22 protein-coding genes are annotated in these 23,551 nt (G+C 60.2%); 9 read left to right on the forward strand and 13 right to left on the reverse strand.

The genetic code is table 11. The features are described 5' to 3' along the window. Positions 1-30: 30 nt before the first annotated feature. Positions 31-1,350 (forward strand): MFS transporter, encoded by a 1,320-nt coding sequence (locus HU144_RS15465; RefSeq protein WP_204234026.1) that lies wholly within the window; start codon positions 31-33, stop codon positions 1,348-1,350. Between the two features lie 112 nt (positions 1,351-1,462). Here HU144_RS15465 and HU144_RS15470 read toward each other — a convergent pair whose 3' ends face one another. Then, a complete protein-coding gene (locus tag HU144_RS15470) occupies positions 1,463-2,257 on the reverse strand; it encodes a PaaX family transcriptional regulator (RefSeq protein ID WP_235352073.1) in 795 nt (264 codons plus the stop codon). Between the two features lie 168 nt (positions 2,258-2,425). On the opposite strand from HU144_RS15470, the gene HU144_RS15475 reads away from it, so the two are divergent. The 7 genes from HU144_RS15475 to HU144_RS15505 are packed head-to-tail and all read left to right on the forward strand — an operon-like array spanning position 2,426 to position 10,406. Further along, on the forward strand, positions 2,426-3,811 hold the full coding sequence (locus HU144_RS15475; protein WP_235352074.1) for an MFS transporter: 1,386 nt from the start codon (positions 2,426-2,428) through the stop codon (positions 3,809-3,811). After that, complete coding sequence (locus tag HU144_RS15480; RefSeq protein WP_235352075.1) at positions 3,808-5,385, forward strand: acyl-CoA synthetase; 1,578 nt, start codon at positions 3,808-3,810, stop codon at positions 5,383-5,385. The genes HU144_RS15475 and HU144_RS15480 overlap by 4 nt, the downstream gene beginning before the upstream one ends. Beyond that, positions 5,382-6,206 carry a crotonase/enoyl-CoA hydratase family protein gene (locus tag HU144_RS15485; protein WP_235352076.1) on the forward strand — a complete coding sequence of 275 codons (825 nt, stop codon included), beginning with the start codon at positions 5,382-5,384 and terminating at the stop codon, positions 6,204-6,206. Before HU144_RS15480 ends, HU144_RS15485 begins: the two co-directional genes overlap by 4 nt. 11 nt (positions 6,207-6,217) lie before the next feature. Continuing rightward, positions 6,218-8,260, forward strand: coding sequence for an acetoacetate--CoA ligase (locus tag HU144_RS15490; protein ID WP_235352077.1), 2,043 nt, complete (start codon positions 6,218-6,220; stop codon positions 8,258-8,260). After that, on the forward strand, positions 8,257-9,207 hold the full coding sequence (locus HU144_RS15495) for a 3-hydroxyacyl-CoA dehydrogenase NAD-binding domain-containing protein (RefSeq protein WP_235352078.1): 951 nt from the start codon (positions 8,257-8,259) through the stop codon (positions 9,205-9,207). The genes HU144_RS15490 and HU144_RS15495 overlap by 4 nt, the downstream gene beginning before the upstream one ends. Before the next feature lie 55 nt (positions 9,208-9,262). Further along, entirely contained in the window at positions 9,263-10,147 is an 885-nt protein-coding gene (locus HU144_RS15500; RefSeq protein WP_235352079.1) for an amidohydrolase family protein, read from the forward strand. A gap of 52 nt (positions 10,148-10,199) precedes the next feature. Next, positions 10,200-10,406: a hypothetical protein gene (locus tag HU144_RS15505; protein WP_235352080.1), complete on the forward strand. Its 207-nt coding sequence runs from the start codon at positions 10,200-10,202 to the stop codon at positions 10,404-10,406. A gap of 24 nt (positions 10,407-10,430) precedes the next feature. Here HU144_RS15505 and HU144_RS15510 read toward each other — a convergent pair whose 3' ends face one another. Together HU144_RS15510 and HU144_RS15515 are read right to left on the reverse strand one after the other, a co-directional pair. After that, positions 10,431-11,189 carry an SDR family NAD(P)-dependent oxidoreductase gene (locus HU144_RS15510; RefSeq protein WP_235352081.1) on the reverse strand — a complete coding sequence of 253 codons (759 nt, stop codon included), beginning with the start codon at positions 11,187-11,189 and terminating at the stop codon, positions 10,431-10,433. 33 nt (positions 11,190-11,222) lie between these two features. Then, on the reverse strand, positions 11,223-12,224 hold the full coding sequence (locus HU144_RS15515; RefSeq protein WP_235352082.1) for an acetamidase/formamidase family protein: 1,002 nt from the start codon (positions 12,222-12,224) through the stop codon (positions 11,223-11,225). A gap of 125 nt (positions 12,225-12,349) precedes the next feature. Here HU144_RS15515 and HU144_RS15520 point away from each other — a divergent pair, with 125 nt between their 5' ends. Further along, positions 12,350-13,120, forward strand: coding sequence for a phosphatase PAP2 family protein (locus HU144_RS15520; protein ID WP_235352083.1), 771 nt, complete (start codon positions 12,350-12,352; stop codon positions 13,118-13,120). A 138-nt stretch (positions 13,121-13,258) separates the two neighbouring features. Here the strand turns inward: HU144_RS15520 and HU144_RS15525 are convergent, their stop codons facing one another. The 10 genes from HU144_RS15525 to HU144_RS15570 all read right to left on the reverse strand — a co-directional run bounded on the left by HU144_RS15525 (position 13,259) and on the right by HU144_RS15570 (position 23,344). Beyond that, the gene (locus tag HU144_RS15525) at positions 13,259-14,239 is read right to left on the reverse strand and encodes a D-2-hydroxyacid dehydrogenase (RefSeq protein ID WP_235352084.1); all 981 of its coding nucleotides are present in this window, start codon (positions 14,237-14,239) and stop codon (positions 13,259-13,261) included. Between the two features lie 15 nt (positions 14,240-14,254). Further along, on the reverse strand, positions 14,255-15,634 hold the full coding sequence (locus HU144_RS15530; protein WP_235352085.1) for an NAD(P)/FAD-dependent oxidoreductase: 1,380 nt from the start codon (positions 15,632-15,634) through the stop codon (positions 14,255-14,257). Further along, positions 15,631-16,734 (reverse strand): ABC transporter ATP-binding protein, encoded by a 1,104-nt coding sequence (locus tag HU144_RS15535; RefSeq protein WP_235352086.1) that lies wholly within the window; start codon positions 16,732-16,734, stop codon positions 15,631-15,633. Before HU144_RS15535 ends, HU144_RS15530 begins: the two co-directional genes overlap by 4 nt. Beyond that, on the reverse strand, positions 16,731-17,432 hold the full coding sequence (locus tag HU144_RS15540; RefSeq protein ID WP_096161640.1) for an ABC transporter permease: 702 nt from the start codon (positions 17,430-17,432) through the stop codon (positions 16,731-16,733). Before HU144_RS15540 ends, HU144_RS15535 begins: the two co-directional genes overlap by 4 nt. Positions 17,433-17,512: 80 nt before the next feature. After that, positions 17,513-18,355: an ABC transporter permease gene (locus HU144_RS15545; protein ID WP_235352087.1), complete on the reverse strand. Its 843-nt coding sequence runs from the start codon at positions 18,353-18,355 to the stop codon at positions 17,513-17,515. Positions 18,356-18,379: 24 nt separating this feature from the next. Next, positions 18,380-19,492, reverse strand: a complete 1,113-nt coding sequence (locus HU144_RS15550; RefSeq protein WP_235352088.1) for an ABC transporter substrate-binding protein — start codon at positions 19,490-19,492, stop codon at positions 18,380-18,382. 7 nt (positions 19,493-19,499) lie between these two features. After that, positions 19,500-20,057 (reverse strand): helix-turn-helix domain-containing protein, encoded by a 558-nt coding sequence (locus tag HU144_RS15555; RefSeq protein ID WP_235352089.1) that lies wholly within the window; start codon positions 20,055-20,057, stop codon positions 19,500-19,502. A 314-nt stretch (positions 20,058-20,371) separates the two neighbouring features. Further along, complete coding sequence (locus tag HU144_RS15560; protein WP_235352090.1) at positions 20,372-20,974, reverse strand: PadR family transcriptional regulator; 603 nt, start codon at positions 20,972-20,974, stop codon at positions 20,372-20,374. A 70-nt stretch (positions 20,975-21,044) separates the two neighbouring features. Continuing rightward, complete coding sequence (gene ligM / locus HU144_RS15565) at positions 21,045-22,448, reverse strand: vanillate/3-O-methylgallate O-demethylase (protein WP_235352091.1); 1,404 nt, start codon at positions 22,446-22,448, stop codon at positions 21,045-21,047. Positions 22,449-22,492: 44 nt separating this feature from the next. After that, positions 22,493-23,344, reverse strand: a complete 852-nt coding sequence (locus HU144_RS15570; RefSeq protein WP_235352092.1) for a methylenetetrahydrofolate reductase — start codon at positions 23,342-23,344, stop codon at positions 22,493-22,495. Between the last annotated feature and the right edge of the window lie 207 nt (positions 23,345-23,551).

Here is a 23,551-nt window from a genome sequence, read left to right on the forward strand (position 1 = left end):
TGACCTTTCCACTGACGAATAGGAAGACTGATGACCACTGAATCGACAAGCGCCACGATTCCCATCGACCCAAAGCAAAAGAAGAGGGTCGCACTTGCAAGTGCAGTTGGGACTAGCGTGGAATGGTACGACTATCACGTCTATTCCATTGCATCTGCGCTGGTTATCGGTAGATTATTCTTCCCGGAAGCCTCCCCACTCGCAGGAACTATGGCAGCGTTCGCTACGTTCGCGATCGGATTCATAGCACGGCCGCTCGGAGGAATTCTTGCTGGTCACCTCGGCGATCGGATTGGCCGTAAAAAGGTCATGGTCATAACACTGACCATGATGGGTGTCGCCACGACGCTAATCGGATTGTTGCCGACCTATGCGCAGATAGGGGCTGTGGCTCCTGTGCTACTCGTTGTTCTGCGACTGCTCCAAGGTTTGAGTGCAGGCGGCGAATGGGGCAGCGCCGCATTGATGGCAGTCGAACATGCGCCTGACGGACAACGGGGACGGTTCGGCAACTACGTCCAGCTCGGGACTCCTGCAGGTATGTTTCTCGCAAACGTTGTCATACTAGGTGCCACGTTCACCCTGTCGGAATCTCAGTTCGAATCATGGGGTTGGCGCGTTCCATTCATGTTAAGTGCGCTGATGGTAGTACTCGGCTTCATTATTCGAAGTAAAGTCGACGAGAGCCCAGTCTTCAAATCTCTTGCCCACCATTCCACACTTGAACAAGTTCCCCTCTGGGAGCTCCTGAAGACCAGCAAGAAGCGAATCCTCCTCGCCGTACTTTCGTTTCTCGGTAATAACGCGTGCGGATATATCTTCCTTGCCTTCCTTACTTCCTACGGAACAGCCACCGTCGGCATGAGCAGAAACTTCATGCTCGACGTATTGCTAGTTGGGTGCTTGACGTGGTTCGGCTCAATGATAATATTCTCCCGCCTCAGTGACCGCGTGGGACGCCTCCGGGTCTACTTAGGGGGTTATGTCGGCCTCATCGTATGGGCCATACCTTTCTTTGCTCTTTTCAGCACCGGAAACAAGTTCCTCATGATTCTTTCGGTCGTTGTTCTGACATTCGGGCTTGCTGCTACTTACGGCCCTCAGGCGGCACTATTTGCAGAACTGTTTCCTGCCAGGTTCAGAGCAAGTGGCGTGTCACTTTCCTACGCCATTGGTGCATGCTTGGGCGGCGGATTCGCACCACTGATTGCGACTGCAGTGTTCGGAGCCTCCGGAACAATCTACGCGGTATCCGCATTTATGATTACGTTCTGTCTGATCAGCATCGTCGGACTGGTGGCGATGAAGGGAACGCCCAACTCGTTTTCCAATGATTCTTTCAAACTGTAAATAGATGGGGATGAGTTGTCATATGCAGGGGTGGTCGTAGTTCGCCACCCCCACATGGCAACTTCGTTCAAGTCACACAAATGAATCACCCCATGTTCAGATGTACGACGCTTCAAAGCTCGCCGGAGAACAGCTTGTGCAGAACAAATTTTTCAGCTTCATCCAAGCCTTCGTTGAGCCTTCGGAACAAATCTCCTTGCACAGCACCTGGCCATTTTTGAGGTAGCAAAACCACTGGCAGCTGCGGATCCGTCCGCGTCAGCGTCAGCCAGTCGAAATGGAGCTCCACGCGCTTGACCAGCGCGTCAGCCGGAGACAGCGAAGCGGGGGCGACGGCTCGCCACTTCCCTCCGAACCCCTCATAGTCGGCAGCCAATGCCTCCAAGTCGAACGAACTGACAAGCACCTCATCAGTCGTCGGCGGCTGCGGCATGCCATAGACGACGATCGGTGAGATCTCGGAATGCTCCGGCCCCAGAATCGCAACCACATCATGTTGCCCAGGAGCAACCCACGGCCCACCATCAACCTGGGCAAACCCAGCCCACGACAGCCGTGATGCCATCTGATGCCGCAGAGTCCTCTTCGACTCAGGCACCTGGATTCGGACAAAGGTCCAACGGCCATCCCAATCCTGGGGCTGCCAGCCGGCGAACATCTTCTCTTGACCTTCGCGCAGAATCACACGACCCCGGTCAGACAGGGTGTAGAAGGTCTTGCGGCCCTCCTTGTGACGGACGACGAACTTCTTTGCCGCCATCCGCTGCAGTACGGACCGGGCGGCTGATTCCCCCACACCCAGCTTGCCCATGACGAACACGATCGACGCGCCACTCAACGGCCTGGGGTCATCGAGCATGTGCAGGCCGGCGAGCGCAAAGAAGAGTGACTGAGGGTGGACCGTCATGGAACTACTTTACGGTCTCCTCTGCACTCAACCACGACAATATATCGCATTTCGTTGACGCGACCGCGCTATGATGCATAGTATCGATGCGAGCCCGGTCAGTGAGGATCGGGCTTCCTCCTCACCGCACCCGACAACCATTCAAGCCACTTAATCAGCGAGGATCACATGGCTTCCGCGAACTCCACGCCAACGAAATCGACACCGATGCTCAAACGAGCAGCCGCCTCGGCGTATCTGGGCAGCGTCATCGAGTACTACGACTTCTTCGTCTACTCCGTCTGCGCCGCCCTTGTCTTCCAGGACGTCTTCTTCTCCAACCTCACCCCAGCCATCGGCACACTGGCCAGCTTGGCCACATTCGCCACCGGCTATCTGGCTCGTCCCCTGGGTGGCATCATCTTCGGCCACTTCGGCGACAAGCTGGGTCGCAAACGCATGCTCGTGCTCAGCATGTTCACCATCGGCATCGCCTCGACCGCAATCGGCCTGCTGCCCACCTACGACCAGGCCGGGCTCATCGCCCCAGTCCTCCTCATCCTCATCCGCGTCATCCAGGGTGTCGCCATCGGCGGCGAATGGGGCGGCGCCATGCTCATGTCCGCCGAGCACGCCACCAAGAACCGCGGTTTCTGGGCCAGCTTCACCAGCGCCGGAGCGCCCACCGGCCAGCTCGTCTCCGCGCTCGTCATCGCCGGCACGCTGGCAGCCATGGGCCCGGATGCCTTCATCGCCTGGGGCTGGCGCCTGCCGTTCCTCGCCTCGGTGCTCCTCCTGATCATCGGCGTCATCGTCCGCTCCGCCGTCGACGAATCCCCCGAATTCCTCGCAGCGAAGAAGCGCACGCCAAAGCGTGGCATCCCGATCATCGCGACCCTGCGCAAGCAGCCGCTGACGCTTGTGCTCGCCGTCGGCGTAGGCCTCTCTGCCTTCATGTTCCAGGGTCTGCTCACCACCTACTCCATCGCCTACGGCGTCCAGATCGGCATCGAACGACAGACGATCCTCAACGCCCTGTCCTTCTCCTCCTTCTTCGCAATCTTCGGCATCATCGGCTGGTCCCGCCTCTCCGACACCATCGGGCGCAGGCCCCTCGTCATCGCCGGAGCCGTGCTCATCGCCGTCTGGGGCTTCGCCCTCTTCCCCATGCTGGAGACGAAGAATGGTCTGATCATCACCATCGGCATGGTCATCGGCCAAGGCATCATCCACCCGATGATCTACGGCCCACTAGCCGGACTCTACTCGGAGCTCTTCGACACCGAGCACCGCTACACGGGTGCTTCCTTGGGCTATCAGATCGCCGGCATCGGTGCGGGCATCTCCCCCGTGCTCTTCGCCGCAATCATGAGCTCGACCGGGTCACCGTCGACCATTCCGCTGTCCATCGTTCTCCTGGCGGTGGCCGCCATCAGCATCCTCTGCATCTGGCGCCTGGGAGAAACGAAGTCACGGACCCTGTCCGAACAGCACTTCGCCGAGACTCCAGGAGTCACTCACACACCATCGACGAACACCACGCCACCGGCAGCCATGGAAGGACCAACTCTGTGACCTTCGCCCACCCCAGCCTGGCCAGGCTCTCCGAAAGCCAGGCCACCGACTACGGCGAGAAGACCGCCATCACCTTCGCCGGCAACGCATACTCCTATACTCAGATGCACGAACGCACCCTGGCCTGCGCCGCTGACCTGCACAGTCAGGGTGTTCGCCGAGGTGACCGGGTCGCCTACCTGGGTCCCAACCATCCAGCGACGATCGTCGTTCTGCTGGCTTGCCTGCGCCTGGGGGCAATCTTCATCCCGCTCAACTGGCGCCTGGCCCCGGCCGAGCTCGACTATCAGCTCGCCCTCGCCGAGGTGGCTCACCTGTACGTCGCCCCCGACATGTCCGAGACCGCAGAGAGACTCAGCGCGGACGTCGCCCAGGAAACGGTACGTTGGGAGGACCCTGCCACCTCGGCGAACGTCCCCGATGTGCCTGCCGCCGACGTCACCGGTGACGAACTGGCGTTCCTGCTGTTCACCTCCGGGACGACCGGGCGGCCCAAAGGTGCGGTGCTGACACATGCGAACCTGCTGTGGAACTCCTTCAACCTCCTCCTCAACACGGACCTCACCGCCGATGACGTCACCCTGGTCACTGCTCCGCTCTTCCATGTCATCGGCCTCGACCAACAGGTGATGACCAGTTATCTGCGCGGGGCGCACATGCTCATCGAATCCACGTGGGACGTTGACCGTGCCTTCGACGCCGTCGAACACGAGGGACTGACTTGGATGGCCGGGGTGACGACCATGTTCTCCGACATGCTCCAATCACCGAGGTGGAACACCGCGGACCTCACATCGCTGCGCTTCGTCAATTCCGGTGGCGCCCCGATCCCCGTCTCCCTGATCCAGGCCTACCAGGCGAAGGACATCATGTTCTGCCAGGGGTACGGGCTCACCGAAACCTCCCCCGGATGTACCTTCCTGCCCGCCGCATTCGCCCTGGACAAGGCTGGCTCGGCAGGACGGGCCGTGCCCTTCACCGAGGTAGAGGTCCGCGATGCTTCCGGCAACGCCTGTTCGGCGGGAGTCAACGGTGAGATCGTCGTCCGCGGACCCAATGTCACCGGCGGCTACTGGAACAACCAGGCCGCCACCGATGCGGCGTTCTCGCCCGGCGGCTGGTTCCACACCGGTGACATCGGGTACCTCGACGCCGACGGTTTCCTCTTCATCGTCGACCGGCTCAAGGACATGTTCATCTCCGGAGGCGAGAACGTCTACCCCGCCGAGGTGGAATCCGCCCTCTTCGACCACCCAGGCGTGGCTGAGGCAGCCGTCGTCGCTGCAGCCGATGACCGGTGGGGCGAGGTGGGACACGCGTTCATCGTCGCCACCTCAGAATCTCAGGCGAAGCAGCCGAGCGCCTCCGAGCTGCGCGAGTTCCTCCTGGCCCGCTTGGCCAAATACAAGGTGCCGAAGTACTTCGACTTCGTCGATTCCCTGCCACGCACCGGCTCCGGCAAAGTCCACAAGGTCTCCCTGCGCAGCACCGGCGGACTCGGCGCCCACGCAACCACCAGCCTCTCAGACCCCAGCACTGACAAATCAGCACCAGCACCGAAGGACAATGCATGACCGATCTCCCCACCTCCCACCTCACCGACGTCTCGGCACAGCCGACCACGGTCGACATCTCCGACACGCTGCACTTCAGCGCCGAGGGCAACATCGGCATCCTCACCCTCGACCGTCCGGCCAAACGCAACGCACTCGATGACGCGACGGTGGCCAGCCTCGGCGAGTTCTTCCGCACCCCACCCGAGGTCTCCGCGATCGTCCTCAACTCCACCGGCGATCACTTCTGCGCCGGCCTCGACCTGTCTGAGATGGCCGAACGCGACGCCGTGGCCGGCCTCCACCACTCACGCGGCTGGCACACGACGATGAACCGGATCACCGAATCCCAGATCCCCGTCGTCGCCGTCCTCCAGGGCGGAGTCATCGGCGGCGGACTCGAACTCGCCTCTGCTGCACACCTGCGGGTGGCCGAAGAATCCGCGTACTTCGCTCTGCCCGAAGGCAAGCGCGGACTCTTCGTCGGTGGCGGCGCCTCTGTCCGCGTCCCCCGCCTCATCGGACTGAGCCGCGTCCAGGACATGATGCTCACCGGACGCCGATTCAACGCGGTCGAAGCCGAGGCCATCGGACTCGTCAACTACCGCGTCGGCGCCGGTGAAGGACTGGCCAAGGCACGCGAACTCGCCACTTCGATCGCCTCGAACTCCCCGGTGACGAACTACGCGATCACCCAGGCGCTGCCCCGCATCGTCGAATCCGGACGCGACGAGGGCTACATGATGGAGTCCCTCATGGCCACCGTCGCCCAATCGAGCACCGAGGCCAAGGACCTCATGCGCGCCTTCCTCGACGGCTCCGGCCCCAAAGTCACGAAGTGAGAGGACCCGATATGTCGACAATCATCCGCGAGATTCCCACTGATGCCCTCGAGACCAGCCGCATCGGCGACTTCCTCGGCTGGGTCAACCAGAAGTTCGGCTCTGCGCTCACCGGCTGGAACGAGCTTTATCAGTGGTCGGTCACCGACATCGAGGACTTCTGGGAAACCGTCTGGGAGTACTTCGGAGTCCAGTCCCACACTCCCTACACCTCGGTGCTCGAGGAACGAGTCATGCCGCACGCTCGGTGGTTCACTGGAGCAACACTCAACTACGCAGAGCACTCCTTCGGCACTCCCGAACAGGCCGACGATGTGGCCGTGACCGCGGTGTCTCAGACCCGCGATGACTCCACACTGACGTTCGCGCAGCTGCGCGCCGAAGTGGCACGAGTCCGCGCCGGCCTCGTGGACTTGGGCCTGAAGAAGGGCGACCGGGTGGTCGGCTATCTGCCCAACCAGCCCGAGGCACTCGTCGCCTTCCTCGCCTCGGCCAGTCTCGGCGCGATCTGGGCCAGCTGCGCCCCCGAGTTCGGCACGCAGTCAGTCATCGACCGCTTCAGCCAGGTCGAACCCACCGTGCTCTTCGCCATCCCCGGATACATGTACGGCAACAAGACCGTCGACCGCAGCGCCGAACTCACCGAGGTCCTCGCAGCGCTCCCCTCGCTGACCCACCTCGTCTCCGTCGACTACGGGAACTTCACCCTCGATGCCGAATCGCGCGAACAGTTCACCAGCGGTTCGGGACTCGAGCACGCGATCGACGTCGTCGACTATGCGGGGCTCCGGCCAACCTCGGCGAGCACGGACGGTGGAGCCGCCACAGCGGAGTTGCAATTCGAACCGGTCCCCTTCGACCATCCGCTGTTCATCCTCTTCTCCTCCGGCACGACGGGCAAGCCGAAGGCCATCGTGCACAGCCATGGCGGCATCCTGCTCGAGACACTGAAGAACCACGGGCTGCACTTCGATCTGGGCCCAGGCAGCCAGTTCTGCTGGTTCTCCACGACAGCGTGGATGATGTGGAATGCCCTGGTCGGCGGGTTGGTCGTGGGATCCGCAATCGTCATGATCGACGGCAATCCGAACTATCCGGATCCGAAGGAACTCTGGCGCATCGCCGCAAACACGAAGGCGACGCTGATGGGTGTGGCGCCCGGGGCGATCATGTCCGCACGCAAGGCCGGGTTCAACCCCACTGAGGAATTCGACTTGTCCACGGTCTCACAGTTCGGAGCCGCCGGCGCACCACTGCCCGCCGAGGGCTACGAATGGGTCATGGACCAGTTCGGCCAGGACGTGCTGCTCAACGTAGGCTGCGGCGGCACCGACGTGTGCACAGGAATCCTCCAGGCCTCCCCGCTGACACCTGTGTACTCGGGTGAGATGTCGGGAGTCACCCTCGGGTTCGCGGCCACGGCCTTCGACGCTTCCGGCAACGAGGTCAGTGATGAGCTGGGTGAACTCGTCATCACCCAACCGACACCCTCCATGCCGGTGACCTTCTGGGGTGAAGGCGGTGATGCCCGCTATGAGGCCGCGTACTTCGACAACTACCCCGGCATCTGGCGCCACGGCGACTGGGCGAAGTTCACCACCGGCGGTGGGGTCGTGGTCACCGGACGCTCGGACGCCACGCTCAACCGGGGCGGGGTGCGGCTGGGCACCGCGGACTTCTACTCGGTCCTCGACACCTTCGCCGAGGTATCAGATGCCCTGGTCATCCACCTCGAGGACCCCGATGGTGGGATGGGCGAACTCGTGCTCTTCGTCCAATGTGAGCCCGGTGTGTCGTTCACTTCTGAGCTCTCGGGCCGGATTTCGCGTGAGCTGAAGACGCGCCTGTCACCACGTCACACCCCTGACGAGGTGGTCCCGGTGTCCCGGATTCCGCTGGGTCGGACAGGCAAGAAGCTCGAGGTTCCGGTCAAGCGCATCGTTCAGGGCGCGACCGCCGATTCGGTGGCGAGCGCCGGTGCCTTGCAGGACCCACGCTCCCTCGATGAGTATGTGGAGTATGCGCAATCGCGGAAGGCGAAGGTGAACGCATGAGCACTCAATTCTCGTCGAGCTCTGCTCTCAACGTGGCAATCATCGGCACCGGAGTCATCGGCGCCGCCTGGGCGACCGGGTTCCTGGCCGCCGGGCACTCGGTCACTGCGTTCGATCCTGCTGACGGTGCCGAGCACCGGCTGCGCGAGCAGGTGGAGAAAATCGACGCTGAAGCACATCGGGACTGCACCTCGGTGCTCGACAATCTCACCTTCGCACCCAGCCTCGCCGAGGCGGTCGCCGATGCCGACTTCGTACAGGAGAACGGACCCGAACGCCTCGAGGTCAAGCAGTCCATGCTCGCCGAAATCGACGCAGCAGCACCTGAGGTTGCGGTCATCGCCTCGTCGACTTCCGGGTTCTCGCCCAGCCAGCTCAGCGCACAGGCGACGAAGGCGCCAGGGCGCATCGTCGTCGGCCACCCTTTCAATCCCGCGCACCTGGTCCCTCTAGTTGAGGTCGTCCCCTCATCGGCCACATCGGCGGAGGTCATCGAGCGTGCGATGGAGACTTATCGGGCGGTCGGGAAGAAGCCGATCCTTGTCCGCGCCGAGCTCCCTGGACATGTAGCCAACCGCCTCCAGGCCGCCATGTGGCAGGAGGCGTACTCGCTCGTCGATCGGGGAGTCGTGTCCGTATCCGATATCGACACCGCGATCTCCTACGGGCCGGGCCTGCGCTGGGCCATCCTCGGGCCGCTCGCGCAGCAGTCCCTGTCGGGTGGGTCCGGCGGCATGCGGCACGTGCTCGACCATCTGGGGCCACCTCAGGAAGTGTGGATGCACGACCTCAAAAAGGTCCACCTCGGCGAAGATCTCAAGGAGAAGCTCATCGCCGGCGTTGATGAGGAACTTCAGGACCGTGACCCGGCGGTGCTCGCGAAGCAACGCGACGACATGCTCCTCGAGCTCATCGCCCTCAAACGTAAGTACGGCGAGTTGCCGTAGATCCCGCCACCCACACAAACACGATGCCGACCACCCCGCTTCCGGAAGGACACTCATGATCTACCAGCCCAATATCGATCTCTCGAAGATCACCGCAATCGACGTGCACACCCATGTCGAAGCCGATGACCACCAGCACACGTCACTCGATCGGGAACTCCTCGACGCCTCGGCGGGGTATTTCAAGGCACCGGTCCCCCGCACGCCCACGGTCGATGACCTCGCAGCGTACTACCGGGAGCGGGACATGGCGGCCGTGATCTTCACTGTTGATGCCAGGACGGCACTCGGCGGGCACCCCGCGGTGTCGTCGGAGATGATCGCCGAGAAGGCTGCTGAACACAACGACGTGCTCATCCCCTTCGGCTCCGTCGACCCTCTCAACACCGCCGAGGCGATTGCCCGGGTCCACGATCTCGCGACGAACTACGGGGTCAGGGGCATGAAGTTCCACCCCAGCCTGCAGGGATTCGATCCCAGCGATCGCACGTACTACCCGATCTACGAAGCTTGCGCCGAGCACGGTCTGGTTACGCTCTTCCACACCGGGCAGACCGGAATCGGTGCCGGCCTCCCCGGCGGACGCGGCATCAAGCTGCGGTACTCAGACCCGATGCTCCTCGATGACGTGGCCGCTGACTTCCCCACGCTGACGATGATCTTCGCCCACCCATCCGTGCCGTGGGCCGACGCCTCAATCTCGATCGCCACGCACAAGTCCAATGTGTTCATCGACCTCTCCGGTTGGTCACCGAAGTACTTCCCACCGCAGCTGACCCGCGCGATCGGGTCGATGCTCAAAACGAAGACACTCTTCGGCTCCGACTTCCCGCTCATCACCCCAGAGCGCTGGATCAACGACTTCGAAACCCTGGGCATCAAAGAAGAAGCCGTGCCGATGATCATGAAGGAGAATGCGGTGCGGGTGTTGGGGTTGTGAGGAGCGCGTAGACTGGGCGCCACCTCACACTCGAATGCGAAAGGTGATCTACATGTCCACCGAAGACGGAATTCGCAAAGCTGCCGAGAACCTTGACCAAGCTGCTGATGCGGCACCGTCACAGAAACGCGTCGACCAAATCGAATTCGACACGAAGGACTTTGAAGCAGAGGAACGTCGACAGGGCTTCGACGGAGATGGGCTGGGCTCGAAGGCCGCGAACAGGGAACATGACGAGCCCGACGAATCCAACGGCTGAGCAGTCTCCTCAGGCTCTCTGACCTCAGAACTGGATTCCGCGAGTCAACGCTCCGTCGATCAGCAGGTTCGCCCCAGTCGTCCGGCTCGACAGCGGACTCGACAAGAACACGACACTCGCAGCGGTCTCCTGCGGTGTTCCCATACGTCCTGTGGGATTCAGGCTCATCGCCTGTGCGAACAGCTCGGGGTCGGATGACTCGATTCCCGGCCACACTCCATCCTCGTGATACGTGTTGCCCGGCGACACAGTGTTCACCCTGATTCCCTTGTCAGCAAGGCTGAGCGCCAGTCCGGCCATGTAGCCGATGATCGCGGTCTTCATCGTGCCATAGGGCCCGGAGGCGAAGTCAGCTTCTCGGCCGGAGACACTCGAAATGGAGATCAGCGATGCCATATCGCTCTTCTCCAAATATGGAATCACGAGCTTGGACAGGTTGACCGTGCCCATCATGTCGACGTTGAACGACTCATACCAGTTCTCTTCGGTATCCGGTATCGCCAGGGCGCTGACGCTGTTGACGACCATGTCGATTCCGCCGAACTCTGTGGCCGTGGCTTCGACCCATTCGGACAGAGACGTGGAGTCTTGGACATCAAGGACAGTGCCGATGGCTCTGCCCTTCGAAGCCAAGGATTCTTCCGCCTCGGCGACCTCTGAGGCGTTTCGTGCACAGAAGGCCACGTTGGCACCCTCGGCGATGAACGCCTCGACGATGGCACGCCCGATACCCCGTGTACCCCCGGTGACCATTGCTGTCTTCCCACTGATCTTCAAGTCCATGACGGAACTCTTTCTCCTCGATGCTCTCTGGAACTAGGACAAGGAACGTGCACGATCACGCAGGTCCGCGTGGTTCCCGTCGAAGGCACTGCGCGTGGGCAGGAGGGACTTCGCGATCTTCGTCACGACGCTGTAGTTGGTGTCGACCACATTGGCGACGGGGACGAGGGAGATCTGGGTGAGCAGCTGATAGGCGTCCATGGTCTCCAGTCCGTAGAGCTCGCCGAGCCAGCGGATCATTTCGACTTGGGAGATCCTCCACGAGTCCTCCATCGGTCTCGAGGACCCGACGACCATCCAATGGCCGTCGTTCTCCAGCCGCGGCCACGTCGGAGCGCCACCCTTGATGAGGTCGACGATGATCGTCGAGTTCATTGCGCCCTCGACCGCTGTGCCGCACGCTTCCCCCTCACCCTGGCGGTAGTGACCGTCGCCGACGGAGAACATGGCGCCGTCGACGTTGACTCCGAAATAGGCTGTCGTGCCGATCTTCATCTCGGGGGTGTCCATGTTTCCGCCGTATCGTTCGGGTGTCAGCGAGGAATGCACCTCACCGCCCACCGGCGCTACGCCGACGGTGCCGAGCATGGGCTCGAGAGGCAGCGCCAGTTCGAAATCGCCCCTGCGGGTCTGGAATCCCACCGTCTGCGCGGCGGAATCGATCTCGTAGATCCACACTCCTTCCGGCAGAGGATCGTGCAAGAGGCTGGTTCTGTCCGTTGCCGTCAGTCCGCCGAAGAACGGGATCATCGCCGAAGCTCCCCAACTGCGTGCAGGAGTGAGTTCGACGATGTGGATGGCAAGGGTGTCCCCCGGTTGGGCTCCTTCGACGTAGAACGGTCCCGTCTGCGGGTTAAGGTATCGTGAGTCGAGCTTCTCGCTGGGAATGTCAGCGGCCGAGGTGATCGCATTGTTGAAGGCGTCCTCGGACCACAGTCGTAGAACTGTGCCGGGTGCGATCGTGGCTACCGGTTGGGATCCGCCAAAAGTGTAGACGAATTGATTGGGCTCTGGAACAAAGTCAACGACGTCCATACTTGATGCTACGTGAGCCACGTCATAACGCCAATAGTGCTGATGGACGTATAGCGCCAATGGTTCAGCTCCCATTATCCAGCCGTTTCCACGTGGACACCGAGAACCGACTAAACTCGCCCTTGATGGTTGTCGATTCTCGCATGGCGCCTGATGGTCAGACCGGCCTTCCCACCGATCTGGACCGAGTACAGGCGAAGAGTAGGGGATGGCTTACTCGGGCAACCTCAATTTGGGCGCTGGCACTCGGACTTGCCGTGTTGACCGTCGTCGCCATGGGGCCCTTACGAGTCTGGGACTACCAGCTCAATCGTCGCTGGCTCTACCTCTTCAACCCTGATCTGGTGTGGTTCGCACAGAATATTCTCGACAGGATCGCCGGGCAGGCAGTCTGTATGCCCGTGCTGGCGATTGTTGCGATTGTGCTCGCCCGCAGAAGGCAGTCCTGGCGTCCTATCGGATTCGCTCTGGCAGCCGAGGGCGCCTTCTTCATCGGCATCGGGGGGCTGAAGGTTCTGTTGGCCCGCCCATCGACGACCTTGCATGATCCGAGATTCTTCCAAGGCGGTCTGCTCGAGTTCGGCGATCGTGGGATCAGTTTTCCCTCCGGACACGCCGCCGAGGCAGTGCTCATCTACGGCGCCGCCGTCTACCTCATCGCCCACTACAGTGGCGCATCCCGACGGCTCGTCCATATTCTGTGCTGGGTCGTCGTCGCCATCAGCGTGAACTCCGTGGTGGTCTCATTCCTCCTCGGGTGGCACTGGGCCACAGATCTCCTCGGTGGCCTCATTGCCGGCGGCCTGTTCCTGCGAATCCTGGTGCAGTGTGACAGACGGACGCGCTACCGGTGGACTCGTATACAGGGCTTCGAACGAGCCGGCATAAGCTCCTGACGATAAGCACCCATGCTTTCGCCCTGCAAACCAAGTCGTAGTTCGCTGTCACCAGTTGCGGGCGTAGGAGTCTGAAGTCCCGGACTATCGGGCGAAGTGATTACGCGGCATGGTCCGTCAACAGATGCTGGTAAGCGTTTACGCTGACTCAGGCGGTTGTCCAACGCGATTGAGCAGTTCGTCCCCAGAACAATAGCGCCGCAGATTCTCCACGAACAGAGCTGCGAAGGCGTCGTGCCTGCCGACGGTATCTCCTGACATGTGTGGGCTGATCACGACGTTGGAACAATCCCAAAGCGGATGATCCATCGGAAGTGGCTCGGGTTCGGTGACGTCCAGGACGGCAACAGTTCCAGCGCGAGCATTCATCTCTTCTGCCAGCGCCATGTGATCGACGGTTGATCCTCGCCCGACGTTGATGAAGACGGATTCTTTGCGCAGCTGCCTGAGCACGGCGGAGCCGATCAGCCCATCGGTCGCGCTGGTGGCCGGCAGGCAGGACACAACTACATCATGTTGACTGATTTGAATCGGCAGCACCTCCACACTGGCCACATCGTCGAAGTCAGGAAGCGGAACAGGTGTTCGGCGAATGCCGACGATGCGTCCGAAACCCGCCTGCCGAAACACTCGCGCACACTCCGAACCGATGTTTCCCGTTCCGATGATCAGAGCGTTCAGTTCGGAATTCGCTTTCGGCTCTCGGTAATCTGTTCGGCGCTCTCGTGTATCGAGGGCTGAACGGAGCAGCCCCTTGGACCATAGGAGCACACTGCCGAGGACGAATTCAGCAATTGCAAGGTCGAGGACTCCGCGACAAGTCGTGAGAATGACTCCGGCTGATTCCATGCGATCCACGGGCAAATGGTCGACACCGGTCATGTTCACATGCACCCATGACACTGCCGGTGCCAGTTCGAGAAGACCCTCGACGTCATTCCAATATCCCGCACGCACGAACACCACCGATGTGTCGGGATGGACCTGTCGAAGATCCGCGGGCAGCAACCGCTGAACCTTGAACTCGGCACCCGGGACGTTCACTGCCGAGCCCAGGTCGCCCAGACGGGAGGAATCCGCGCCATCAGATCGGTCGACGATGACAATTCTCAAGATCATCCGGCCGCCTCCGTCCTATCGTCCCGAGATCTTAGTGGCCAGGCGACCGAACACAGATGTGTCCGCACCTCCCCTTCGATGCTCGATCGTGTCTGCCGCCTTGTACATCATCTGCACAGATCGCGAGCCGATCCAGCGCAATGGTTCAGCCTCCCATTTTCGCGGCATGTTCCGGACCCACGCCGACCCTGTCAGCGAAGAATCCTGCTCGGAGATGAGTCCGGCCACCGTGCGTCCGGCTACGTAGGAGGCCGTCACCCCCTGCCCGGCGTAGCCTCCGACACGAACCAGTCGATTCGCCTTGGAATAGTCGATGAAGGGCGACCAGTCACGAGGAACTCCCAAAACCCCTCGCCACGAGTGGGCAAGTTTGATGGGCACAGTCGGGAACAGTCCTTGCAGGATCTCTCCCAATTGAGATGTGGTCCCTGGGTCGAGCTCCCCGCTCGTATCGAATCGCGATCCCCAGAAATATGGCACTCCGCGCCCGCCGATAGCGATCCTATTGTCGGCAGTTCGCTGGGCATAGAAGTAGATGTGCTGTGCGCCGCTCAAACATTCGTAGCCCGACCAGCCGATGGATTCCCATTGCGACTCAGGAATCCGCTCAGTGACAACCATCGACGACACCATCGGCAACTGGTCCCGTTTCCTGCCGGGCAGCGCCGAGGTGTATCCCTCGGTCGCCAGAACGACCACTGACCCACGCACGTGTCCACGAGTGGTCTGACAATCGCCATCGGAGAACTCCTCTACTGGAGAATTCTCATAGATTTTGACACCGAGATCTTCACATAGTTCCGCGAGTGCGTACACCAATTTCGCCGGATTGCATTTGACCGAATAGGGGCTGTAGACGGCACCCTGCACTCCCGGCACATGGATTCTGTCGTAGGTCTCTTCCGCACTCAGCAGAGCGATTTCATCTTCGGTCAACCCCCAGCTCCGGTCTTCTTCGACATGGCTCCGCAACCGGGAAAATTCGCTGTCACTGCGAGCGATCTGCATCCAACCGCCTCTGTGCGCGTCGATGTCTTTGCCTGCGGCGGCCATCAGATCGTCGATCTCAAAGACGGCGTGGTGGCACGTGCGCTCGATCTCTAAGACCTGTTCTGCACTGACCGATTCAGACATGAGATTTCGGCGCAGGCCGACAGTCTTTCCGCTGATCCAACCGCCGTTTCGTCCGGAGGCTCCGTATCCCACGAATTCCTTCTCCAACACAACGATATCGAGCGACGGATCCTGCTTCTTGGTCCAATAGGCGGTCCATAGTCCTGTATATCCGCCGCCGATGATGACCACGTCCGCTTGAGTGGATCCTTCGATCCGCTGCCGAGTTCGACTGAGGTCCCTGGTGGAGTCGAGCCAGTGGGACAGATGTCCGTTCTTCATGATTCTTCCCCGTTCTTCGCCGAGGTGGCCAGTGGTAGGATGCGAGATCGATCAGCTTCCCAGGTCAAGAGCACTTCCTGACCGATGGCGAAGTCATCGACGTCGGTCGCCCGCGATCGGACAACGCCTCCCCCACCTCGGCAGGAGACCATGTATTTCACCGAATGTCCGACGTAGACCCTGTCAAGGATCTCTGCTTCCACGGTCGGACCTGACTGTTCAGCGCTCGAAGCGCTGATGAGCTCGACGCTTTCGGGTCGGATCATCAACTGCGCCGGACCACGATGATCGACCTCGGTGGCCAAGTGGAAGTCATCTCTGACGAACTCGTGGCCGCTTCCCTGCTCTTCGATCAATCCGTCGAGATGGATTGATTCGCCGAGGAACTGCGAAACGAATTCATTGCTCGGGTTCTTGTACAGCTCGTTGGGTGTTCCGATCTGTTGAATCCGCCCCTCATTGAACACCACGATACGGTCAGACAGTGCCATCGCTTCATCTTGATCGTGAGTGACATAGACGACCGTGGTGCCCAGATCTCGGTGAATGCGACGAATCTCTGTCTGCAGTCCTTCACGCAACGCCTTGTCCAGTGCGCTCAACGGCTCATCCATCAGCAGGAGTGGCGGCCTATAAGCGATCGCACGCGCAAGTGCCACTCGCTGCTGCTGACCTCCGGACAGCTGTGCCGGCATCCGAGCCCGGTACTTCTCGAGGGAGACCTTTGACAGAGCCTCGTCGGTGGCTCGCCTCCTCTCGGCCTTGTCGAACCCATGCTGTTTGAGCGGGTATTCGACGTTCTTCTCCACTGTCATATGCGGGAACAGGGCATATCCCTGGAACACCATGCCGATGTTGCGGCGATGGATGGGGATATCGGTGATGTCTTTCTCGTTGATCATGATTCGACCGCCGCTGGGCTCTTCGAACCCTGCGATCATGTTGAGCGTCGTTGTCTTACCGGAACCGCTGGGCCCCAGCAGGGAGATGAACTCTCCCGGCTCGACGTCGAGGTTGACGTCCGCAGCAGCAGTGACGGATCCGAATCGTTTGCTGATGTCGCGAAGACTCAGTGCTGCACCGATGACTTGTGTGCTCATGTGCGTTTCCTCTTGAGATGTTGAGACAGGATTCCGCCGATAGCGGCAGCGGTCGTAGTGATCATGATGAGAGTCGCCGCGGCGGCAATCGTCGGATCGACCTCACGCTGCATCCCGGCGAACATCGTGACGGGCAGTGTCTGCAGATACGGGCTTGAGATGAACATCGACACCACCACTTCATCGAAGGAAGTGATGAATGCGAAGAATGCTCCGGAGAGAATGCCCGGCATCAGCATGGGAACGGTGACGCCGATGAATGCGCGGAACTTATTGGCTCCGCAGACCCAAGCTGCTCTTTCGAGAGACACGTTATATGCAGCCAGCGTCGACCCCACCGTCACGACAACGTAGGGGACGGCCAGTGCGGTATGGGCGATGAGGAATCCAGGCAGCGTTCCGACCAGACCGAGTCTGAGGAACAGGCTGTAGAGTCCGACGCCGAAGATGACGGACGGAATGATCATCGGAATGACGAGGAAGTTACGGCCGATTGATTCCCTGATGCCCTTGACCTTGGACAAGCCGTAGGCAGCCAGTGTTCCCAGCACTGTTGCCAAGACAGCTGTCAGTAGCGCAATCTGCACAGAGTTGAGGAAACCTCCGAGCCACTGTGCGTCGCTGAAGAAGTTCTCGAACCATCGCAAGGAGAAGCCCTTGGGAGGAAACGCCAACGATCGCTGTTCATTGAAGCTCATCGGGATGACGATGAGCGTTGGAGCAACAAGCCACAACCCGATGAAGACGCATGCGGCCCATAGCGTTACGCGTGATTTATTCACAGCCCGCCCCCGATCTTTCCGATCTTGATGCCCATCACCTTGGCTAAAAGGAAGAGAAGCAGGAAGACTGCTCCGACCATGACCAGAGTGGCAACTGCCAATGCGCCTCCCCTGCCCCACGAGAGCAGCTCAAGCACCTGTGTGAACAGAGCATTGGGAATGAGCTGCTGCCTCGGTGAACCCAGAAGTGCCGGTGTGACATAGAAGCCCAACGACAGGATGAAAACGATCAACGACCCAGCGAAAACCCCGGGCAGGGACAGCGGAAAATAGACCTGAAGGAATGCTTTCCACTTCGGAGCCCCCATGATGCGTGCTGCCAAGGGCAATCGGGAGTCGATCCCGACCATGACAGACACCATCGGCAGGACCATAAACGGCATGAGTATCTGGCACATGCCGATGAGCACAGCAGTATTCGTGCCCAGAATGGTCAGAGGATCGATGCCGAAAGCGCCGACGACCGTATTGAGCAGTCCGTTCTTCTGGAGGATGATGATCCACGCAAATGCCCGGACCATCATCGAGGTCCAGAATGGCAGCAGGACCACCACCATGAGAATCGAGCGGACCAAGGTCGAACTGGTTGCCATCAGATAAGCGAACGGGTAGGCCAACACTGCGGTGATCAGGGTTGCCAACACCGCAATGTAGATCGTTCGCCACAGGATATCGTGAGCGGTCGAGTTCGTGGCCAACCACTCGAAGTTCTGGGTGCCCGGCTCCGGGTCCGTCACACTCATCACCAAGATGATTGCGACAGGGACGATGAAGCCGAGCGCCACCAACAGCAGTGCTGGCCATGCCAGCACTGCTGTTCGCGATTGCTTAGTACTCATGAGAGAACACCTTCACGAAACCACTCATTTGTTGAGCCAATCTCCCCACGCGGCGTAAAGCTCCTCCTGGTTCTCTCCCCAGTAATCGGCATTCTGTGGGAGCGTCACGTCGAGCACTTCGGGCCGCGTTACATTGAATTCTTTGGCTTCGCCTTCAAATTTCGGTTTGGAATCCACGTTGACAGGCGAATAGCTGGTCGCCTCCGCCATTTCTGCCTGCTGCTTCGCTCCCAACGCGTAGTTGATGTAGGCATGTGCAGCGATCTTGTTCGGCGAGTCTTTGGCAATCGAGAAGGTATCGCTGGCAAGGAATCCCTGATCCCAGACTGGTTTGAAGTTGGAACCGTTTTGATTGGCCTCATAGATCCGGCCACTCCAGCCGAAGATCATATCGGCTTCGCCGGCCTGGGCCATCTGAGTCTGCTCAGCACCTGTCTGCCAGTATTTGACGTCCTTCTTAATCGTGTCCCATTTCTTCAATGACCGTTTGGTGTCGAGGGGAAACAGATCGTCCGGCTTCACTCCATCAGCCAACAGTGCTGCTTCGAATGTTCCAGCGGTAGCTGACGGACGGCCTTCAACGGCACGAGTGCCGGGGAACTTGTCCGTATCGAAGAAGTCTTTCCACCCGGTGGGGGGATTGTCGCCGTATTTGTCCGCGTCATAGAACATTCCATAGACGTAGACCAGGGATGGGAGGTAGCAGTCGCCCTGCGGCGTACCTTCGGGGATCTTGCTGGTATCGATGAGCGAGAGATCCAGCTTCTCGAACAAAGTGCCGCAATTCGCAGCGTTCTGCGTGGGGCTTGCATTGATTGCGTCCCAGGAGACGTTGCCGGAATCGACTTGAGCTTTGAGTTTAGCGGCGTCTGTAGGTCCGTCCGAAAGCACCTCTGCCCCGGATTGTTTAGCAAATGGTTCAGAGAATGCCTTCGTTTGACCATCTTGGAATCCTCCGCCCCAGGAGACAAACGTCATCGTCGTACCGTCCAACGACCCTTCGGCGATTTCACCGGCAACCGGGTCCTTGAAATCCTCTGCGTTGAGTTCGCTGGTGCTCGCTCCCCCTTGCATGCATGCTGTGAGGGCAAATGGCAATATCAGTGCCGCAGCAATTGCAGAATATCGTTTCGTCATGATTCCTCTATTTCTTATGATTCTTGATCACTAAGAGAGCCCTGCTTGAATTTGGGCCTGGGTTATAGACCGTGTTTGTTCGATCGGAGGCGAAGTCAAAACTGTCACCGGCTTTGAGGAAGTGAACATCTGAGCCGATGTCGATGCCGAGGTACTCTGTCAGGCAGATCCACAGTTCGGTGCGATCGACCCCTGGCGGGACTCGAGTGCCGGTGCTTGACCCTGGTGGAAAGTCGAACAGGCAGACATCGACGTCTGCCATCTCTTCACGGGTGAGGACGTACTTGTCGACTCCGTTGTAGTCCAAGTGCCTGTATTCGTCGAACCGTACTATTCGGCCACTCGGCTGGTCTGCCGGAAACAGATGGCCGATTGTCGTGCCGAGAGCCGCACATAATCGTGTCAGTGTGCTGAAGGTGACATCTGTGTTTCCTCGCTCGAGCTGGCTGATGAACGAGGTGCTCAGTTGCGCTTTTGAAGCAAGCCCGCTCTGAGTCATCTTCTGCGATGTGCGCAGCTTCTTGATGGATTCTGCGAGGGCCTGAGACGTGTCATTACCTGACATGTATGGCTCACTCTTTTTGACGGATTCTGGTGACAGTGAAGCACTCTGAGCCATTTGTCCTCTTCTCCTTCGAAGTATGACAATAGTATGAAACAGATCACATTTTTACAAGAGTGACACTGTATTTTTGCACCTAGCTCACAATCACACTTAACCCGCCCGGCGTCTGCTCGAAAGGTCGCAGTAGTAATAAGACGCAGCGAACGAGACCACACCGATGACCGCCACTGTGATCTGGATTCTGGTCCGCGGATGCAGTGTCGACCGTCCGTGTGAAGTACGTGGGGACCGTCTCGCAGGAGAGCCCCGGCGCCCTATGGTGCGGTCTGCGCGTGCTTTCGTTCGAGCCTCTTGCTGAGTTTCAGGCCTCGCTGGGCCCATTCGATCTCGCTGCGGGCTCGGGCGGCCAGACCTTCGTAGGCGAACTTCTTGTACGCGATGGTGACTTCACGATCCTCATCGGCCGTGACTGCCAGACGACGATTGAGCATCGGAGATTCGAGAGCTTCGATGGTAACGATCTCGTCCTCCCAGACTTTGAGCTCGCTCGTCCAATGGGCTATGTGCTCGTTGAGGAACGTAGAAACGGCGTCCTGGTCAGCCGACTCGAGGTATGCGGCCCTCAAATGAGCGGCATCGCGCGTGCGCTGGTACTTCAACGGACTGTGCATCCAGTCGATGAAGGCCTGCTCCCCCGCCTCGGTGACATGATAGACACGGCGCATTCCAGCAGATCCGCGAGTCTGCTCCTCAGCGATGATGAGTTCTTCTTTCGCCATCTTCCGCAACTCGGGATAGATCTGCGAATCCGGGGCATGCCACACGTGGCCAACGGATTGGGAGAATTGCTTCTGCAACTCGTAGCCGGACATCGGGCCGATGCGCAGCAACGCCAGGAGAGCGCTTCGGAGACTCATCGTGGTTCCTATTCTGTGAATCAGCGAGGGGGCCCGGGCCTGTTGCCCGAACCCCCTCAGACTACAACTCTCAGGCGTCTTGGCCGGTGCGCCACCCGCCCCGGTAGGTCTGACGTGCAACCGTCGAATACGGGACGGGGCTGACAACGACGCCGACCTCGGTCTGCTCATGGGATTCGACCGATGCCTTCGATGTACCGCCATCGGGCTCGCCCCAGACGACCTTGAGCTCAGCTCCTTCGGGGACGTCGGGATTGACCGTGGCCAAGGACAGACCTCGGCGCTCATTGGCCGAGTACCCGGTGAACATCGAGAAGCCGACGACATTGCCATCGGCATCGACGACCGAGTCATAGTTCGCCGAACCGTAGTTGGCCAAGGGCAGGTCGAAGTACTTGTAATTCGGTCCATCGACATTGAGTGGGGAGGCCAGCACTTCACCCAGATCATCGGCATCCCAGGCCAGAGTCACCTTCTTACGCTGGGCTGCCGGATCCATGGCTTCCAAGGCACTGCGGCCGATGAAGTCGTGGTCGAACTTCACGAACGACCCGTAGCCGAGCTCCCATGGAGTCAGGTAATAGTCCTCGATGTTGTCGGAGACGAACGATCCGGCCAGGGTCCCGGTGGCTTCGTAGCTGTCGGCGCCGAGCCATTCGCGGTAGCCGCGCTCGGCCTCTCCGGAGTAGATGGCCGGCAGCGGCGAGGGGATCCAACCCGACTCCAGTGTGTTCGACGGGTAGGCCCGCGCACCGACGGGCAGCAGACCGAACTCGGCACCCGCCTCGACGATGGCATCTCGGATCACGTCGTGGTCCTCGTACGGCCCCCAGATCTCGAGGCCGGGGGCACCGGCCATGCCGTGGCGCAGGGTGCGAACCTGCTTGCCGGCGATGGTCATGGTCGACATGTTGAAGAATTTCAGCTTCTCCAGCTCGCCGCCGTTGAGCTTTTCGATGATCGCCCAGGCGTTGGGGCCCTGGATCTGGAAGCGGTAGTAGCGGCGGCTGACAGCGTGACCGTATGGCCGTGATGGGGACCTGCGGTCGACCTCGATGTCGAGGTTCGAGTAGCCGCCGGTCTCACCGTGGTAGAGCAGCCAGTTCGACGCGGGTGAGCGTCCCACGTACACATACTCGTCTTCGGCCTCGTGGAAGAGGATGCCGTCGCCGATGACGTGGCCGGATTCGGTGGTCGGCACGTACTGCTTGGCCTTGTTCACTGCGAACTTGGCAACCGAGTTGATCGCGGTGTCGGAGATCAGCTTGATGGCATCTGGGCCTTTGAGGAACACGTTGTCCATGTGGTGCGACTGATCGTAGAGGACAGCGGTCTCACGCCATGCTCTCTGTTCCTTGATCCAGTTGGTGAAGTCAGCGGGGACGACCGGATAGATGTACGAACCGATCTGCGAATTGCGCAGATGGTCGACGGCATTGGTCGAATCGAGGATCTTCTGGAGATTGTCGGTCATGGTCGATGAACCTCTCTGTTCTTATCTCTGTGTGAGCCTGGTGTTCAGGCCTGTGCGGTGAAGTCTTGAACCCATTCGGCTGTGGCCGCGAGTCCGCCAAAGGTGTAGAAGTGGGTCTTGACCCCTGAGGACGCCGAAATGATGGATTCATACGAGGTCAGATCCTTGAGGAATCGCTCCGGTCCGGCAGTGCCGATCAGATTCGTCAGCGAGAACCCGTACTTCTTCGCGATACCCGCGCTGGTGCCCACACCGAATCGGCGGGCATAGCCCAGGAGTCGCTTGATGCCTGCGGGACCGGGCGTGCCGATGCGAAGGTCAGACTCGATGCCGCGGCTGCGCACTTCATGGACCCACGCCACGACCGCCTCGGCGTCGAAGGCGAACTGAGTGAGGACGACTTGACCCAGCCCCTGCTCTGCCAGGGACGCGCTCTTGGCCTCCATGTGCTCCCAAAGGCTCGCCGTGCTGATGTCCGGATGGCCCTCTGGGTAACCCGCGATTCCCACCTCAGTCACCCCGTATTCCTGCAGGATGCCGGTACGAATGACCGAGAGCGAATCGGCATAGGGGCCCTCGGGAGCTGCCGGGTCTCCCCCGACGACGAAGACATGCTCGCTGGCTCCGGCTTGCTGCAGAGCCTGAAGAAACTCACGCAGCTCGGTCTCTGACTTCAGCCTGCGGGCCGAGATATGAGGAACGGGAACGAACCCGAGCTCGAGGACTTCCTTGGCGGCCTCGACACGCATCTGCAGATTCTCGTTGCCGAGGAACGTGACGTTGACGCGCGTTCCCTGAGGAATCGCATGAGCGGCCTGCTGCAGGCTGGGGACGTCTTTGCCGGTCATCTCCAAGGAGAAGTCATCCAGCACCTTGGTAGCGGTCGTTGCCTCCACGTGGTGATTCCTTTCGTGAACACTGCGGTGGGTTCTTGAAATCACTATACGCATAGGTATTTACCTATGTCCATAGGTAAATAGTCTTCCGTCGGTAAACCATCACCCGCCAGTGGAACCTCGACTGCTGGAACCTCGACTGGTCGCACCTGGACGCAATAGGCACATTCGGAAATGCACAAGCATTGCCCGAGCCTGAAGCCACTG

Origin of the sequence: Brevibacterium sp. UCMA 11752, assembly GCF_021532235.1 — a bacterium.
GTDB classification, from domain to species: Bacteria; Actinomycetota; Actinomycetes; order Actinomycetales; family Brevibacteriaceae; genus Brevibacterium; species Brevibacterium antiquum.